This is a genomic window from Paenibacillus sp. FSL H7-0690 (assembly GCF_037980415.1).
GTDB lineage: Bacteria > Bacillota > Bacilli > Paenibacillales > Paenibacillaceae > Paenibacillus_AQ > Paenibacillus_AQ odorifer.
This window is the reverse complement of sequence record NZ_CP150281.1, coordinates 4498041-4514868: the sequence shown is the minus strand read 5'-3', so window position 1 is coordinate 4514868 and position 16828 is coordinate 4498041. Positions and strand designations below refer to the sequence as shown.

Genomic DNA, 16828 nt, shown 5'->3' with positions numbered 1-16828 from the left:
CCTTCGGAAATTTTATGATCATTTGGATGGGGGAGTGGATATCCAGTGTTGGCAGCGGGTTGACAGCTTTCACCTTAGGGGTTTATGTGTTCCAGATGACACAGACTGCCTCTAGCGTGGCACTTTTAACCTTATGTGCTTTTCTCCCTTCCATTGTGCTCAGTCCTTTTGGCGGCGTGTTAGCGGATCGGTTTGATCGGCGATTGATGATGATAGCAGGGGATTTGTTGTCTGCTTTTGGACTTGTATATGTTCTCATCATCATGCTGCTGGGTGAACCTCATTTATGGCAGATTTGTCTGGGCGTGACGTTTAGTTCGATTTTTGTATCCTTGCTTGAACCTGCCTACAAGGCTACCATTACAGATTTATTAACAGAGGAGCAATTTGCCAAGGCTAGTGGTTTAGTTCAGCTTGCTGCGTCCTCAAAATATCTTCTTTCCCCTATCCTTGCCGGGATTTTGCTTAGCTTTATGGATATAAAAACTATCCTGCTTATAGATATCTCAACCTTTCTAGTTACAGTTCTTGCAGTGATGGCTGTTCGCAGGAATCTACAGACTGAACACAGAGTTCCAACGAATCAGTCGTTTGTAAAAGATTTGAAGGAGGGCTGGGATGCTCTTATTTACACGAAAGGTGTACTGCAGCTTACGATCATTTTGTCTGTCGTTACTTTTTATGTGGGTTTTCTCCAAACCTTATATACGCCTATGCTTTTACCCTTTACGGATACGAAAACTCTAGGCACGGTATTATCTGTAAGTGCTATAGGGATGTTGCTCGGCAGTCTGATTATTGGAGTTTTTAGCATCGATCGTAAATATATCAAAGTATTAGCGCTCGGCCTAGGATTCGCCGGACTGTTTTTTTCTTTGGTGGGTCTCACCACGAATGTTGCTTTTATTACAGCTGCTGGCTTTTTATTTTTTGCAACGTTGCCTTTTGTTAATACCAGTGCTGACGTTATGATTCGCAACCATATCCCAAATGACACACAGGGGCGGGCATGGGGGATCATTGGCATTTTATCACAACTTGGTTATGTGGCTGCGTATGCTTTTGCTGGCATATTGGCTGATCAAGTGTTTAATCCTCTTTTACGAGAGGGAGGTCTGCTTGCTTCATCAGTAGGTAAGGTGATAGGCACAGGGGAAGGACGGGGAATCGGCTTATTATTTATCATCTCTGGTTTGCTCATCATTATTATGGCATTTGTGATCCCCCGAATGAAATCAATTCGCTGCCTTGAACGTGAATAATTGAATTCCGTATTAGAGAGGAGAAGGCCCGTCAATGCTGCTACGAATTGTAAAAAGAGACCTTCAACGCAATAAAATCATTACCTTCGGATTATTTGTGTTTATCATGTTATCGGCTTTGCTTGTTGCTTCAGCGTCGCAAGTGATTATAGAATTGTCGGGGTCCTTGAATCAGCTATTGATTAAATCTAAAGCCCCTCATTTCGTGCAGATGCACGCAGGACAAATCGACAGCTCAGCAATCGAGAGCTTTACAGCCGCTAATCCACTGGTGAAAGATCAACAAACCGTAGAGATGCTTAACTTGGATGGATCTAACGTTTATCTAGGCAGTAACCAAGGCTCGGAAGCAAACAGCGTGATGGATATCGGCTTTGTAGAGCAGAACCCTTCGTTTGATTTGCTGCTGAATTTAGAGAACAAGGTGATTGAGGTATCGGCAGGAGAAATCGCTGTCCCCATTTATTATATGAAGCAAAAGAATCTGAAAATCGGCGACATAGTTAGCGTTCTAGGTGAACAGTTCGATAAAAAGTTTGTGATTACTGATTTTGTAAGGGATGTCCAAATGAATCCAGCCATGGTCAGCTCCAAACGTTTTGTCGTAAATGCTGCTGACTTTACAGCGCTTAAACAACAGCTCGGCGAACCTGAATACCTGATTGAATTTCAGCTTACAGATCTATCTAAGCTCAATGATTTCCGCAATGAGTATCAATCCTCAAATCTGCCCAATAAAGGCCCCTCCATTGACTATCCTTTATTTAAAACGCTGAATGCACTGACGGACGGGATTATCGCAGTTGTTATTATTTTGGTAAGTGTTCTGCTGATGCTGATTGCTATTTTATGTCTCAGATTTACGATGATCGCTACCTTGGAAGAGGATTACAGAGAGATAGGTGTCATGAAAGCGATTGGGATCACGCAGCAAGATATTCGCAGCATTTATTTAGCAAAATATATCGTGATGGCAGCCGTCGCCTCTGTATGTGGATATTTACTGTCTTTAGGTGTGGTGCGTTTGTTTACAGCCAATATTACTTTGTATTTGGGCGTTGCTCCTGCCAGTATCCTTCAATATTTTGTTCCTGTCCTGGCGGTAGGTTTGATCTTTGGAGTTGTTGTATTCTTTTGCCGGATGATTCTTAGACGCTTTAATCGCATCACGGTTGTAGAAGCTTTACGGTCAGGTACGAGGGGTGAAGCAAGGATGAACACAAGCAGATTTTCACTTAGCAAGCGTAAATTTGTTAACGTGAATGCTTTTCTCGGGGTAAAAGATGTTTACGGGCGCTTCACCATGTACGGATTATTGTTCTTCGTATTTGTGATCAGTTTGTTTATCGTTCTAGTGCCAGTGAATATATTGAATACCCTTCAGTCTCCCCGGTTTGTTTCTTATATGGGCGTCGGTCAGAGCGATATTCGCATTGATTTGCAGCAATCGAACCAAATAGAGAAGCGTTTTAATGAGATGATAACCAAGCTTGAAAATGACCCGGACATCTCTAAATTTTCTCCACTGATTACTTCTAGATTTAAGGTATTAGGTAGTGATGGTGTATGGGAATCGCTAAATGTTGAAACCGGTGACTTTACTATTTTTCCGCTCTCGTATGTTCATGGAGGAACTCCTAGAAGTGCAAATGAGATCGCTCTTTCTGACCTGAACGCCAAGGAACTGAATAAAAAGGTGGGGGATATCGTTCATTTAGAGGTTGCTGGGGTGGCAAGAAAATTGACCGTTAGCGGGATCTATCAGGATATAACTAATGGTGGCCGAACCGCAAAAGCGCAATTGCCATATGATTCGAAGACGGTTCTCTGGTATGTAGTAGCTTTGGATGTGAATCCGGGAATTTCCGTCCAGGCAAAAATGGATCAGTACACCAAATTATTTTATCCAGCAAAAATCACTCATCTGCAAAGCTATTTAGCTCAGACATTAGGAAATACAATTCGCCAATTGAAGCTGGTTACAGGCTTATCCATCGTTATCGCATTTTCGATTTCGATATTGATTACCTCTTTATTTCTGAAAATGCTGCTTGCCAAGGATTCTTCGCAAAACGCTATTTTGAGAAGTGTTGGCTTTACGTTAGGAGATATTCGTAGGCAATACCTGGTAAGGATGCTGATAATATCAGGGCTGGGCGTCATTCTTGGTACTTTTGCGGCTAACACTCTCGGGCAAAAAATTGCTCAAATGCTAGGCTCTTTCATGGGGGCTTCTAAGATACAGTTTGTAGTCAATCCGGCGGTAGCCTATCTTATTCTTCCTCTACTTTTCATGCTTATTGTAGCGCTCACCACCGTAACAAGCACGATCTCAATGAGAAAATCCAGTATAGCCAAACTAATTGCCGAATGATAGGAGGTGGCAGAATGTTCATATTAGAGACGAAAGGGTTAAAAAAAAGTTATTCAACAGGGCAAGGAACTCCGCAGTCGATATTAAAGGATGTTCAGCTTCAGGTGTCTCAGGGGGAATTCATAGCTGTCATGGGACCTTCTGGTTCAGGAAAATCAACATTGCTGTATACGATCAGCGGGATGGATAAGTTGACAGAGGGAAGTGTTATTTTTAAAGGGCAGGAGATCAGCGGAGTTTCAGAGAACGAATTAGCCGGTCTGCGCTTAAAGCATATGGGCTTTATTTTTCAGCAAATGCATCTGTTAAAAAACTTGAATATCCGCGACAATATCATCCTGTCTGCTTATCGGGCGAGAACCAGCAGCCGTAGAACTATCAATAAAAGAGCAGCTGAGTTAATGAACAAAACAGGAATATCTGCGCTGGCTGAACGTGATATTACACAGGTGTCAGGAGGACAATTACAAAGAGCAGCAATCTGCAGAGCACTCATTAATCAGCCAGATATATTATTTGGCGATGAGCCAACCGGGGCGCTTAACTCAAAAGCAGCTAGTGAAATCATGGACATATTAGCAGATATTAATCAATCAGGAACAACGCTTATAATCGCCACACATGATGCTAAAGTCGCTGCTCAAGCTGAGCGTGTCTTGTATATGCTAGATGGCAGCATTGCAGCTGAGCAACGGCTTGGAAAATATAATCGCGTAGATGGGGAATTGAAAAGGCGGGAGGAGAAGCTTGCAGCTTGGCTATTAAAGCTGGGGTTCTAATTGGGGATCTAGGATCATACCCATAACGTTTCTCATACACTATCCAGAAAGGAGTTATGAACCTTATGGATAGAAACTGCAAACTAAGCAATGTGACACAAGCTTATCTGAATGCTTATTATAATATTCTAAATACCATGATTAGAAGAATGACATGTGTTCCGCTATCGTGTAGTATATCAGACACCTTTATTCAACAGATGATACCACATCATATCGCAGCTATTGAGATGTCTCGTAATATTCTTAAATACACGACCAATCTTGAACTACAGCGTATTGCTACAAATATCATTTCAGCACAAACTAAAAGTATCTCCAATATGCAAGCTATCCAGTGCAAATGCAGAATGCTGACGAATACAGATTTTGAACGATCTCAATACATGAAGAAATTCGAGCAAGTAACGCAAACGATGTTCTCAGAAATGGGATCGGCAACTGTAACCAACGGAGTAAATGCTAATTTTGTACGAGAGATGATACCCCATCATGAGGGCGCTGTACGAATGTCAAACAACGTTTTGCAGTTTAATATCTGCCCAGCACTAAAACCTATCCTATATGCAATAATAACCACTCAATGCGAAGGCATTAAACAATTAAAAAAACTATTAACGCACCTCGATCATTGCTGATGCTGGTATAAACCGAACAAAAAAGCAGTTGCCCCGGCACATCCGGATAACAGCAATTGCTTTTTTGTTCACTTACTGATTCTTTAGAAAGCTTACGGCACTACGTAGATATTGGGTTTAGACACAGTGGCCATACCGTTGCCTAGGAAAAATCCTGTGTGCGGAGGTTGATTGTAAGCTGTATTCTGCCAGGCAATGCTTAACCGATATACTGGATCATGCATTAAGGTATATATTTTATTAGTGGTGATGTTCGTAGTTGTATAGATTCGTAGAGCCGAGTTATCGGACTTTCTCCAGATAGCCTCTTCGCGCCAGTCTCCAAGCAGGTCGGCCTGTAGGCTTGGCGTTGCTTTGGTACTATTGTTGGATGCTACGCTCGCTCCGGTTAATAAATTGGTAACGGAGTTGCTTGCAGGGTTCCATTTATCAATCTTGACACCATCCAGCAGTTCGCGGGACAAGTCGCCATCCCACCAGATTCCAAAATTCACAGAAGGCATTGAGCTGCTTATTTTGGTGCCTGTAATGGAGTATAGGCCAACGCCGTGAGCCCATACCTCTTCCCCGGGATAATTGGGATCAATATCGGCAGCCATCCCCCGGCCGGTATCTTTTCCCGTGTATACACCCCATAAGACCGTCCCGTTTGCAGCATCCCATACCGCAGCGCCATAGGGAGAACTAGTATTTTCCATGACTTTAAAAACTTCGAGACCGGGGCGGTTCGGATTTAAATCACCTACATGCAGCGCGTCTCCATGACCCAGCCCTGTATTGTATAAGGTCGCACCGTTATTATCAATGGTTAAGGCACCATAAATGATCTCATCCTTACCATCGTTATCCACATCGGCTACACTTAAGCTATGATTACCTTGACCGGCGGTTCCAGCATTGGTGGAGCTATTGCTATCAAAGGTCCATTTACGGGTCAAAGCACTGCCATTCCAGTCAAAAGCTACAACGACTGTGCGTGTATAATAACCACGTGCCATAATGATGCTTGGATGTACTCCATCCAGATAGGCTACACCTGCTAAAAAGCGGTCTACTCGATTGCCGTAATTGTCACCCCAACTGGATACGGTTCCTCTGGCAGGAACATAATCAATCGTGGTTAAGGTTTTGCCCGTTTGTCCGGAAAATACACTCAGATATTCAGGCCCGGTCAGGATATATCCACTGGAGTTGCGATAATCTGCACTTGTGTTTCCAAGGGTTACGCCAACTCCGTCAACTGTACCGTCTGCTGTTTTGCAGACTACTTCGGCTTTACCATCACCATTGAAATCATAGACTAGAAATTGAGTATAATGTGCGCCAGCCCGAATATTTTTACCCAGATCAATTCGCCATAGCCGAGTTCCATTCAGCTTATAGGCATCCAGATAGACGTTGCCTGTATAGCCACTTTGCGAGTTGTCTTTGGAATTGGAAGGATCCCACTTCAACACGATTTCATATTCTCCGTCACCGTCTAAGTCGCCCACGCTGGCATCATTGGCACTATAGGTATAACTTACGCCATCTGGCGTAGTGCCGCCTGCCGGAATCTGAATCGGAACGTCCAAATAATTGTTGGCCCATACATTTGCTGCTGGGGAATCTGATTGCTCAATACCGCCGACGATTGCTCGAACTGTATAGCTAGACGAAGTTATGCCAGCGTTATCCTGATAATTCGTGCTGTCCGTGATTGGGGTAACGTTTACTTTTGTACCATTGCGGTATAAATTAAAAGAAACCGACAGTTCTTCTGTTCCGAGTAGCCGCCAGCTCACAAATACACCGCTGGATACCTTCACTGCTACTAGTCCCCGATTTAGCTTTTCCGCTTGCCGGGCAGATGCTGCCGACACAGAGGAAAGAGAGCCAAAAGCTGCCGTCCCTAAGGTAAAGACTAAAAACCAAATGATTACAAGATACCCTGATTGATGTAACCGCTTACTCATTAACGAAGCCTCCTTTTCATTTTTGGTTCACGAGGGTTACACAGGATGTCATAGTGAACAGTACATAATATTTCATAAAGATAAAAATATGTTTTAAATTTACTTGAACCATTTTAAATGAGTACGACTTTACTCACACAGAAAGGAATACATAACATGGAAAATATAAGCTATAATTTAAAATTCGCTACACTTTGTGCCAAATATAATCTGGGTCTGTTGATGAATGAACCTGAACCGATAACAGGCGGACTCTTGCACAGAATGTATCGCCTGCAAACGGATAAAGCGCAATACGCAGTAAAGGCCTTAAATCCTCAAATTATGCAACGAGATACAGCAATGTCCAATTATATTTTTTCTGAAATGGTTGCGAATCTGGCTTATCAAAAGGGAATCCATGCTGTTCCGGCAATCGTATCTAATGGCAGTAGTATGCACGAGGTTGAAGGGCAATTTTATTTATTGTTTCCATGGGTTCAGGGGAAGGCATTACCTTTAGATGAAATAGATTTAGATTGTTGTAAAAAGATTGGGGCAATTCTTGCGCAGCTCCACATCATCGATTTCTCACAGGGAACGGATGATCATCACTTTGAAACGCTTATAGCGTCTAAGGCTGCAGTTGAAAATTGGAAGGAGCTTGCTCTCAAAGGAGAGCAGCAGGGTGCAGAATGGTCAAGCTTGCTGGCAGATCACCTGCATAAGATAGAGAATTGGGAGTCATTGATTCATTCTTCAGCGAGTCTATTGACGAATCATTATGTTATCAGCCATCGGGATTTAGACCCCAAAAATGTCTTGTGGGATGAGCAGAAAGTTCCGATAATAATCGATTGGGAAGCAGCAGGACCTATTCATCCTACGTTAGAGCTGATAGATGTAGCTTTATATTGGTCAGGTTCTGAATCGGGAGATTTAAGCAAAAAGGCATTCTCAAATTTGATTAACAGCTATCTGGAGCATGGCGGAGAGATTTATGCGGATTGGCAGGTTGTGCTCAACTATGGCTTTTTGGGAAAATTAGAATGGTTAGCTTACAATATCAGACGTTCGCTAGGACTGGAGAGCTCAGATGATGCAGAACGGGAGCTGGGTACTCGTGAGGTAATCCGTACGATTAATGCATTACACGACTACGCTGATTTTATTCCACAATGTTTATTATGGTTGGGAGATTTAGAGGAAGGTAGTGCCTAATCTATTAAAGGAGAACTTATTTATGAATGTTATTAACGCTACGATGGAAGATATAAATGGATGAGTGTGTTCCGATGGACCGGAAGGGGGTTCACGCCAAAAGTTTAAACTGACTGTACGTTAAAAAGGAGGACTTATGAAGAAGTTTATAGTTATATCTGGCGTCTCGCTATTTTTGCTGGCGATTTCTTTTAACCCATTGTTCAACTATATACGTGAGTACATAATCTCTGATCAAATTAATCAGCGTTATGAGATAAAGCATGCTGAAAAAGAATATAACCCAATAAACGTACAAGAGATAACGGTTGATGATAAGAATATTAAAATCAGGGAAGAAAAAACAGGCAGGAAAGCAGAGTTGACCCCATGGGATGAAGAGGAGAAGGTCCCGCCTGGTGATATTGTCAAAGTTCAGTTCTTATTAAATGATCAAAAAATCTCCACCCCTGATGAAATATGGCTATCCAATCGGGACAGAGGCAGCAGGTATTTTTCGTGGATAGATATTCTCACAGTAAAGGACCGAAAGACTGGTGAGAATCAAATAAATATAGTCCAAAGACTGACCGACGATAGTCAACCCATGGAAACAAGAAAATGGAAAATCATCACGATTGCAGAAGACGGAGAAGTAGACGAAGAGGTTCTCAGCTATGCGCAAAGAAGCAACAATCATTTAGGCGTCAAGCTAATCGAGTTCTCCGGTACCTCCCTTATGGGTATGGGCTATTATTCAGATGTTACTAAGGTCTATCCTAGTATTTTCTTCCCACTCCTATTTCCGTTTCTAACTGGAATAGCGGGTCTCCTGTTATTGATTTTTCTGGTTGTTTTATTACTGTTTGAGCTTCATCTTAGACGCGTTATTAGAAAAAGAGGGCGATAAAGAACACAGGATACGTTCTGAAATTACTTGTAGTTTCGAATTACCTTTAATTTAGTGATAGTTGATAAGGCAAACAGCAGCAGTAAGACTCCGATTGAACCCATGACAGGACCAGGGCTGAAGAGATCAGACAAGGATGAGACAGCAGTAAGACCAATGGATGGGGCTACACTCATGATAGAACCTAATACACCGAACACCCTACCTTGGAGGTCTTCTGAAACTTCCAGCCTAAGGATTGTATTAATCAGCAACGTGCAGAATGAGAACATGAAGCCAATTACAAGAATGATAGGAATGGCAATCGCAGCGGAAGTGACGAATGATAACAGGAGGTACAGGGGACCGAGACATAGCAGTCCAGTCATAATAAGAAATCCTCTATTCTTCAATTTGGAGCCGAGCAGTAAGATCAGACCGGATCCGATCATATAACCAAGTGGAATACAGGCTTCAATAAGTCCAAACTGAAAGGGAGTGGAATCCCACACGTTGACGGCCATAACCTGGGTCAACATCAGGGAGGGGACAAAAAATAAGGTTAAGGTAGGAAGCATAATCATAACGGCTCTTGCAAAAGGGTATCTCCAAATATAGCGAATTCCATCGATCAAATCCTGTGTGAATTTCCGTTCCTTCTTGGGCACGTTGTTTAATTGAGTTGGCAAAGGAAGGGAACGGACCGCTAACACGAGCAGAAAGGAGAGGAAGAATGTAGCTCCATCAAATAAAATAGCGTCGGCTGCTCCAAAACTCGCTACGAAAATCCCACCGGCGGAATAACCAATAGTCCGGCAGATGTTTTCAGACAAGTTCAACAGTCCTACCGCTTTTTGTAGATGTTCTTTACCAACAACAGTAGTGATAGAAGCTTGGTATGCCGGGGACTGGAATAAAGCTGAAATGGTCGTAAGACCCGTCAGTATGGCGACGATAATGAACGAAGTAGAGGGCAGGGAAATGGCTAAAGCTAGTGTCACTACGAGTCCGCAACTTATCAGATCTGTGATCAGCATGAGGGTTCGACGATTGACCCTATCCGCAAAAGTTCCCCCTATCGATCCGAGCAAAGAACTAAGCAATAAATTGATTATCGTGATGGTGGCAATCATTTTGGCGCTGCCGGTCGTTTGCAGTACCCATAAACTTAAAGCAATACTATGAAAAGTGTTACCGAACAAGGAAATGGAGTACGAACTGAGTAGCAGCAGGAATCTCCGATTTCCCCAAAGTGAGGGATGAGCTTGAACAGCAGAGGGAACTTGTTTCACTAATACAGGACCAGGCATAGTTATGCTCCTTTCAACTTAAACGCTTAAGTGAATAGCCAAAAAAATTATTCTACAAAATAACAATTATTTTCTTGTGCGGAGTAGTCAGAATGATGCAATAATTTGTTCATGAGTTCAAATGCAGTAGCCGCTTTATCCCCTGTGAAAATGAATTTATGAACGTCATCTCCTAATATTTCCGGACAATTGCAGGTGCAAAGAACAGAGAGTTGTTCGAACCTCCCGTTTTTTTCAACGTAACTTCCAATAAACTCATTAATGACAATGGCCTCTTTATAGCCCCCCTCCTGTAAGAATGTATTTAATTCCTCCAAATTGACAACGGTGAATATCGCTTCTTCAGGTAATGGAAGACTGTCCTGAATAAAGCGGGTGAGGAAAGAGTTATTGAAGCTCTCCATAATTAAACATACCTGTGAAAGGTCCTGTGGTTTTACCTTTTGCAGAGCTGCTCGATAGTTGAAAAAGACTTGCTTAAAGAGTTTATCTTCTATCATGCTGTCGATCAGAATCAAAGGAATTCCTTCTACAAAATGCTTGGAGATCGAATAAAAGGCTTCCTCGCGCACATCGATCAGAAATACAGCCTCCAGCTTTCTTTCTACGATAATATCCAAAGAAGGCTGGTCAACATCAAGTGAATATAGCAGCGTATGGTAACCAGCATTTGTTAACCGTTGTTCCAAGGCATGTATAAATGAGAACTGGGCATGGAGCTTCCAGTGTGGGGTATGGGCTGCTGTGTTAACAAGCACACCGACCAATCTTGTTTTCTGATTCGCAAGTGAACGTGCTGCCAGATTCGGTATGTAATGCAGTTCCTCGGCAAGCTGAAGAATCTGCTGGCGCGTTTTCTCAGGAATGGTTTGGTTGCCGACACGATTCAGAACATAGCTCACTGTTGCGACGGAGACATTGGCACGAAGTGCGATGTCCTTCATGGTTGTCTTTTTCACCAGTAAATAGCTCCCTTATCCTTGTGATATTTTCTAAAGATTAACATTCTGATTCTAAAGCGTCAATGGGGGGTGAGAGAGCAGTCAGATGACCCTGTTAAGTAGCTAGAAATGGAAGAATGTAGCCCTTGAGATTCAACTCTGGGAAGATCTGCTTGATAATCGTCTTAAGCTAAATTATACGAAACAAGCTTTATGCAAAAGCTGAAAAAATGTTTATTGACCCAATGGTCATCCTTCCGCTGTATTATTTTAATGCTGGAGTTTTGCATAAACCTAACATTAAAAAAGTAAGTGTAGAGTATGATGGTTCCATATCTTTTTCAAGAGGATATCTAATCTAAAGATTTATAGTAATAAAGATTATGAGGATACTTCCGCAGTTGTTGGGAGTGTCCTTTTTGTGTGGAATTAATCACCTTTGTGACCTTTCTTAAAATTTGGGTAAATAAGTATTAAGATCTATGAACTTAAAACGGGCAGCGAGATGAGGTGTTACTTATGGATACGATTCCGGATGGAAAGGAGTGATCTTTGTGAAACCGCTTCAGATAACGACACAATATTGTGAAAATTTTCACCTGTTTATTAAAAATTTTAATATATAATTAATTTATAATCAAAAACAAGGGGGATTTCAAATGAAGTTATTTAAAATGATGTTAGTAGCAGGCGTCTCGGTTGCAGTCTTGTCTGGTTGTGGTGCGAATAATAATAATGCGACTAATTCGGCGGCTACTACGGCTCCAACTACAGAGCAAACGGATGCAGTTACTACAGCTTCAATCGTAAATCAAGCAGATGCGTTTACCAAGGCTGTAAGTAAAGATGGAAATTGGATTATTGCCATTCTAAATGATGTGACGATTGCCCAAGATGTTGTTGTTGAAGGCGAATTCCATGATAAAGGGGCCGCAGACGGCGACATCTACCGTAAGATTGCTCTTTATGCCCAAGACGCTGATCACAAAGTTACTGCCAATTACACACTCACTGTACCTAAGTTAACTGTACAAAGTGAAAATTTACGAGTTCAAGGCGGAACCATTAAAGGTGATGTTTATGTAGAAGCGAACGGATTTAATCTGCATGAAACCTCGACTATTGATGGAAATCTTTACTTCGCAAACGAAGATGTGAAAGCAACTGCAGGGATTGAAGGTAAAGTAACTGGGGCAACTGAAGTTAAATAAGTTAGTGATGTTTTCGATTAGTTAGATGTAGAAGTTGAAGGACTAAATAGATAGAATTATCCGGATAGGTTCAGGAAAAAGGAATCAGTATGAATGGGCAAACTCATAATGGACTACACCCCATCTAGTTACCATATGAGAGCCGACGGAAGCTTTGAAGTAACAAGTAATGGAGTATTGAAGTGTACAGTAGATGGTTTTAACTGTATTTTGTACAACTAAAATGCTCAAAACGCCCAGCCAATAAAAATAGCTGTATTTAGTACATCAATTTTTCTTGATTTAATACTCTACAGGCTACTTCTCTAGTTTTTAATTGTATAGAATACACTTAAAGTTAGAATTAGCCCTTGTGGATATGGAATAAGTGTATAGAATGCAGTTATCTTACAAATTTCACCAAGATAGTGCGTTACAACGGAGTGGGTATCCGAAAGCTACAAATGATTAAGCTTAGCTCGTAACCTACTCAAGCAAACCACCGCAGACCCAAAACACCAGGCAGTGAACCTCCAACGGAGAATCGCTGCCTGGTTGTTTTTTGTGGATGAATATATGAACTATTGTTGATTTTCTTCATATTGACTTATAATATTACTACCACTACTAGGAGGAACACATATGTCTAAGGAGTATTCGCGCACATATATTGAGAGCGTAAAGCTTGAAATGTTAAATAGGTTGGGATTAAAGCAGGTGTTCTTCAAGGAGCAAATAGGGGATAGCCTAATTTTTGAAGCTGTGGGCTTTGATAAAGGGGCAAAACATCGCTTTTGCGTTAGACCAAAGACGAAAACGATTGATGAATTCATTTCAGGCAAATGGATGAAGGTCCGCAGTTTTATAATCAAAAGTGTGGATATTTAATGTTGAACCCTATAAAGGTAGCCCCGTTAATCGGAGTTACCTTTTTATTTTTTGACCCATAGTCATTGATAATGTGAAGTATCTCCATACAGATCGATGGTTGTATTGTTATTAGTTAGGGTTACTTTACATAATGCTGTAGAGAGAATATCCGGTAACTCTCCAATTTCCTGCAATGATTTATTGAGAAAATAAGCCATAATGACTTTTAAAGTCATCCGATGCGTGACGATGAGCACTTCTAGCCCTACGTTATCGTTTATGATGCGCTCCATTGTCGGCACTACTCTTTGTTCAAGCTGCTTGTAAGTTTCACCTGAGGTTAGAGGAATATATAGATCGGGTCTGGTGAAAAAATGGGAATATTGTAAAGGGGATTCTAGTTGTATCTGATCCGTATTCATTCCTTCCCAGCTCCCCATGTTAATTTCCATTAAAGAAACTTGCTGATGAATAGGTAAACTCCGCTTTCCCCGTAAAATCTGCGCAGTATGCAATGCTCTTGGACTAGTACTAGAATAAATTGCGCCTAAGTTTTCTACTTCCAAACGATCTCTTAACCATTCCGCCTGCTGTTCGCCCAAGGCTGTAAGCGCAGAATTTTGATGCCCTTGCATTCGTTTTTGTAAATTCCATTCTGTTTGCCCGTGGCGGGTTAAGTAGAATACTGTTTTTGTCATTAACGTGACCTCCCTTATGAATAGTTGTAAGTATAAGATAAATAAATATAAATAAACAATATATAATAGTTAACATCCATAATGTATAGTTATAATAAAATGGCTGAGGATAAGCGGCGAATACAGATATTATTTTATAAAGTGAGGAAGAGTTGACGATGAACTATCATGTATTAAAATTGTTTTATTACGTTGCGATCACAGGTAGTGTGACCAAAGCCTCTGAACGTTTGCATATCAGTCAACCCGCTATATCAGCGCAAATCCGTAAGTTTGAACGGGAGAATCATATTTTATTATTTGAAATTAAAGGAAAGAGGATGGTGCTCACCCCTTTAGGAAAAAGGTTAATCGAACCTCTTGAAAAGTTTTTTGCCATGGGTGATCAAGTCCAGCAAATCATTGAAGACTATCACAAATTTCCTGAGGGGAATCTGCGGATTGCAGGTAATTATTTAGCGACAAGCATCCTCATTCCCCGGTGGGCGTCATTATTCAAACAATCTTTTCCGGAAGTTAACATTCAGATCACTACTACTAATTCTCATGGTGTCATGGAAAAATTAAATAATTTTGAAGCAGACGTGGCGATTTACAGTGATATGGAGTTTCCTTCGCATAATACAGGAGTGTTCGAACATCGGGAGTTATATAGGGACGAGTATGTATTCGTGGTTTCTTCCCATCACCCTATTGCCAATCAGCAGGCTAGCTTTGAAGAAGTAATGTCTGAAGCATTTATTATGAGGGAAGAGGGCAGTGCAGCCAGAGAGCGGCTTGTCCGGTTGTGTGAAGAAAGAAGTGTACAGCAGCCAACGATTGGGCTTCAATTTAATGGAGTGAATGAAGTTATTCAAGCTGTCATTGCCGGTTATGGAATTAGTTATGTATCCGCTTTGTTGGCGAAACCTTATCTTGATCAGGGAACATTAGCTAAAATAGCAGTAGAAAATGTAGTCTCCAAGCATTCGATATGGATGGGCTACAGAAAGAAGGAACTTCAAGAAAGTTATATGCAGTCGTTTATTACGCTCGTTATGAAACAATTAAGTATAAAATAATTTTAGGAAATTAAAGATAATCTCATGGTAAACTATGGATAAAAATATTAGGAGGGGTCATAATGGATCAAATTGTATTCAAACAAATTAAGTTTGTGCGAAGTGTTACTGTGCGTGCTGTCGAGGGACTATCTGAGGGAACTTTGAATAGCATTCCAGAAGGGTTTAATAACAATATCCGATGGAATTTGGGACATATTTATTTGTTGCAAGAGAAGTTTGCCTTTCATTCTGCTCGGGAGCTTATGCAATTGCCGGCAAGCTTTGAACGCTTATTTGCGAAAGGGACTAAACCAGCCGAGTGGAATGAGGAACCGCCAACGCTTGAAGTTTTACTTGAGATGCTTACGGAGCAACCCAAACGGATCCAGGAAGCTTTTCACAATCGCTTAAGTGAGCAAGTAACCCCTCTTACAACAGGAAGTGGATTAACCTTAAATTCAATCGGTGAATTCATAAATTTCACACTTTACCATGAAGGTATGCATTTCAATACAATAAAATTATTAAATCGCTTTGCAGATAAATAAATTCAAATAACAAAAGATATCGATATATAGTTGGTATCTTTTGTTAGCTTTATGATCGAAAAAAAGATTTGTAAATGAAAAGGTTATGTGATAATCTAATTTATGTAATACATGTAACCGGTTACACATTGGGGGATGAATGAAAGAATGATGACGATCAAAGATGTCGCAAAAATAGCTGGAGTTTCGGTAGCAACAGTCTCACGGGTTATAAATGAATCTGGATATGTGAATATCGATACTCGCAAAAAGGTTGAGGCAGCGATCAAAGAAATGAATTATACCCCTAATGAGGTTGCAAGATCATTATACAAGCGGAAATCTAAATTAATCGGGCTGCTCTTGCCTGATATTACCAACCCGTTCTTCCCGCAGTTAGCGCGGGGGATAGAGGATCGGATGCAGGAGCAAGGTTATCGGATCATCTTTGGCAATAGTGATGAGAACGAGGACAAAGAGATGGATTATATTCAAACCTTTATCCAAAACAATGTCATTGGCATGATATCGTCAACCAATTTCCCTGAGAGTGACGTTTATTCTAACTTGAAGATTCCGGTTGTATTTCTGGACCGTACTTCTAATGATAGCCCTTCCGTATACGCAGATGGCAAAAAGGGCGGACGTCTTGCAGCACAGGAGATTATCGCACGGGGAAGCAAAAAAATTACAGTGATACAAGGACCGGCGCATATCAAACCTGCACAAGATCGATTTCTTGGGGCGATTGAAGTCCTTAATGAAATGGGAATCAGCTATAATGTGATCGAAACTTCATCCTTCTCCCATACAGTAGCAGAACAATGGGCAGTGGAGTTATTTGATAAATATATAGATACGGATGGCGTAATTGCCAGTAATGATATTGTGGCGACGGCAGTCATTCATGAAGCGCATCGTTTAGGTAAAAGAGTGCCGCAGGATCTGCAAATCATCGGATTTGATGATATCCCGCTCAGCAGCTTGTTGTCACCTGCTTTATCCACCATTCGCCAGCCGGCACATGATATGGGTAGAGAAGCAGCGGGTTTACTTATTAAGCTAATTGAGCAAGATAAGGTGGAAGAGAAGATTATTCAACTACCCGTTAGCTTTGTGGAGCGGGAAACTACAAGAAGTAAAGAATAGATGACAACATGAGAAAGGTTGATG

At 41.3% G+C, this 16828-nt stretch carries 15 protein-coding genes; 11 read left to right on the top strand and 4 right to left on the bottom strand.

What is annotated here, in order from left to right:
* The first annotated feature begins 14 nt into the window (after positions 1 to 14).
* From MHI32_RS19915 to MHI32_RS19900, 4 genes are all read left to right on the top strand, one after another.
* Complete coding sequence (locus MHI32_RS19915) at positions 15 to 1262, top strand: MFS transporter (protein ID WP_179086768.1); 1248 nt, start codon at positions 15 to 17, stop codon at positions 1260 to 1262.
* 34 nt (positions 1263 to 1296) lie between these two features.
* Entirely contained in the window at positions 1297 to 3636 is a 2340-nt protein-coding gene (locus tag MHI32_RS19910; protein WP_340010639.1) for an ABC transporter permease, read from the top strand.
* 14 nt (positions 3637 to 3650) lie between these two features.
* Complete coding sequence (locus tag MHI32_RS19905) at positions 3651 to 4415, top strand: ABC transporter ATP-binding protein (protein ID WP_076129868.1); 765 nt, start codon at positions 3651 to 3653, stop codon at positions 4413 to 4415.
* A 65-nt stretch (positions 4416 to 4480) separates the two neighbouring features.
* A complete protein-coding gene (locus tag MHI32_RS19900; RefSeq protein ID WP_340010636.1) occupies positions 4481 to 5053 on the top strand; it encodes a DUF305 domain-containing protein in 573 nt (190 codons plus the stop codon).
* Between the two features lie 92 nt (positions 5054 to 5145).
* Here MHI32_RS19900 and MHI32_RS19895 read toward each other — a convergent pair whose 3' ends face one another.
* Positions 5146 to 7008: a rhamnogalacturonan lyase gene (locus MHI32_RS19895; RefSeq protein WP_175617283.1), complete on the bottom strand. Its 1863-nt coding sequence runs from the start codon at positions 7006 to 7008 to the stop codon at positions 5146 to 5148.
* 156 nt (positions 7009 to 7164) lie between these two features.
* On the opposite strand from MHI32_RS19895, the gene MHI32_RS19890 reads away from it, so the two are divergent.
* Entirely contained in the window at positions 7165 to 8208 is a 1044-nt protein-coding gene (locus MHI32_RS19890; RefSeq protein ID WP_076278733.1) for a phosphotransferase, read from the top strand.
* A 136-nt stretch (positions 8209 to 8344) separates the two neighbouring features.
* Positions 8345 to 9097 (top strand): hypothetical protein, encoded by a 753-nt coding sequence (locus MHI32_RS19885; protein ID WP_340010633.1) that lies wholly within the window; start codon positions 8345 to 8347, stop codon positions 9095 to 9097.
* A gap of 23 nt (positions 9098 to 9120) precedes the next feature.
* On the opposite strand, the gene MHI32_RS19880 is transcribed toward MHI32_RS19885, so the two are convergent.
* Positions 9121 to 10386 (bottom strand): MFS transporter, encoded by a 1266-nt coding sequence (locus MHI32_RS19880; RefSeq protein WP_340010632.1) that lies wholly within the window; start codon positions 10384 to 10386, stop codon positions 9121 to 9123.
* A gap of 47 nt (positions 10387 to 10433) precedes the next feature.
* Complete coding sequence (locus tag MHI32_RS19875) at positions 10434 to 11345, bottom strand: LacI family DNA-binding transcriptional regulator (RefSeq protein WP_340010631.1); 912 nt, start codon at positions 11343 to 11345, stop codon at positions 10434 to 10436.
* A 641-nt stretch (positions 11346 to 11986) separates the two neighbouring features.
* Here MHI32_RS19875 and MHI32_RS19870 point away from each other — a divergent pair.
* Together MHI32_RS19870 and MHI32_RS19865 are read left to right on the top strand one after the other, a co-directional pair.
* Positions 11987 to 12538 carry a polymer-forming cytoskeletal protein gene (locus tag MHI32_RS19870; RefSeq protein ID WP_076183054.1) on the top strand — a complete coding sequence of 184 codons (552 nt, stop codon included), beginning with the start codon at positions 11987 to 11989 and terminating at the stop codon, positions 12536 to 12538.
* 621 nt (positions 12539 to 13159) lie between these two features.
* Positions 13160 to 13405 carry a hypothetical protein gene (locus MHI32_RS19865; protein ID WP_036688955.1) on the top strand — a complete coding sequence of 82 codons (246 nt, stop codon included), beginning with the start codon at positions 13160 to 13162 and terminating at the stop codon, positions 13403 to 13405.
* 62 nt (positions 13406 to 13467) lie between these two features.
* On the opposite strand, the gene MHI32_RS19860 is transcribed toward MHI32_RS19865, so the two are convergent.
* Positions 13468 to 14085 carry a histidine phosphatase family protein gene (locus MHI32_RS19860; protein ID WP_340010630.1) on the bottom strand — a complete coding sequence of 206 codons (618 nt, stop codon included), beginning with the start codon at positions 14083 to 14085 and terminating at the stop codon, positions 13468 to 13470.
* Positions 14086 to 14243: 158 nt separating this feature from the next.
* Here MHI32_RS19860 and MHI32_RS19855 point away from each other — a divergent pair, with 158 nt between their 5' ends.
* From MHI32_RS19855 to MHI32_RS19845, 3 genes are all read left to right on the top strand, one after another.
* Entirely contained in the window at positions 14244 to 15146 is a 903-nt protein-coding gene (locus MHI32_RS19855) for a LysR family transcriptional regulator (protein WP_312148331.1), read from the top strand.
* Between the two features lie 62 nt (positions 15147 to 15208).
* Positions 15209 to 15676, top strand: coding sequence for a DinB family protein (locus MHI32_RS19850; protein ID WP_340010627.1), 468 nt, complete (start codon positions 15209 to 15211; stop codon positions 15674 to 15676).
* A gap of 147 nt (positions 15677 to 15823) precedes the next feature.
* Positions 15824 to 16804 (top strand): LacI family DNA-binding transcriptional regulator, encoded by a 981-nt coding sequence (locus tag MHI32_RS19845; RefSeq protein ID WP_076127368.1) that lies wholly within the window; start codon positions 15824 to 15826, stop codon positions 16802 to 16804.
* Positions 16805 to 16828 lie beyond the last annotated feature (24 nt).

Excerpts from the sequence above, each read along its gene's own strand:
- MHI32_RS19890 (WP_076278733.1), top strand. The coding sequence starts at position 7,165 with ATGGAAAATATAAGCTATAATTTAAAATTCGCTACACTTTGTGCCAAA.
- MHI32_RS19855 (WP_312148331.1), top strand. The coding sequence starts at position 14,244 with ATGAACTATCATGTATTAAAATTGTTTTATTACGTTGCGATCACAGGT.
- MHI32_RS19915 (WP_179086768.1), top strand. The coding sequence starts at position 15 with ATGATCATTTGGATGGGGGAGTGGATATCCAGTGTTGGCAGCGGGTTG.
- MHI32_RS19905 (WP_076129868.1), top strand. The coding sequence starts at position 3,651 with ATGTTCATATTAGAGACGAAAGGGTTAAAAAAAAGTTATTCAACAGGG.
- MHI32_RS19870 (WP_076183054.1), top strand. The coding sequence starts at position 11,987 with ATGAAGTTATTTAAAATGATGTTAGTAGCAGGCGTCTCGGTTGCAGTC.
- MHI32_RS19850 (WP_340010627.1), top strand. The coding sequence starts at position 15,209 with ATGGATCAAATTGTATTCAAACAAATTAAGTTTGTGCGAAGTGTTACT.
- MHI32_RS19865 (WP_036688955.1), top strand. The coding sequence starts at position 13,160 with ATGTCTAAGGAGTATTCGCGCACATATATTGAGAGCGTAAAGCTTGAA.
- MHI32_RS19900 (WP_340010636.1), top strand. The coding sequence starts at position 4,481 with ATGGATAGAAACTGCAAACTAAGCAATGTGACACAAGCTTATCTGAAT.
- MHI32_RS19910 (WP_340010639.1), top strand. The coding sequence starts at position 1,297 with ATGCTGCTACGAATTGTAAAAAGAGACCTTCAACGCAATAAAATCATT.
- MHI32_RS19880 (WP_340010632.1), bottom strand. The coding sequence starts at position 10,386 with ATGCCTGGTCCTGTATTAGTGAAACAAGTTCCCTCTGCTGTTCAAGCT.
- MHI32_RS19895 (WP_175617283.1), bottom strand. The coding sequence starts at position 7,008 with ATGAGTAAGCGGTTACATCAATCAGGGTATCTTGTAATCATTTGGTTT.
- MHI32_RS19860 (WP_340010630.1), bottom strand. The coding sequence starts at position 14,085 with ATGACAAAAACAGTATTCTACTTAACCCGCCACGGGCAAACAGAATGG.
- MHI32_RS19885 (WP_340010633.1), top strand. The coding sequence starts at position 8,345 with ATGAAGAAGTTTATAGTTATATCTGGCGTCTCGCTATTTTTGCTGGCG.
- MHI32_RS19845 (WP_076127368.1), top strand. The coding sequence starts at position 15,824 with ATGATGACGATCAAAGATGTCGCAAAAATAGCTGGAGTTTCGGTAGCA.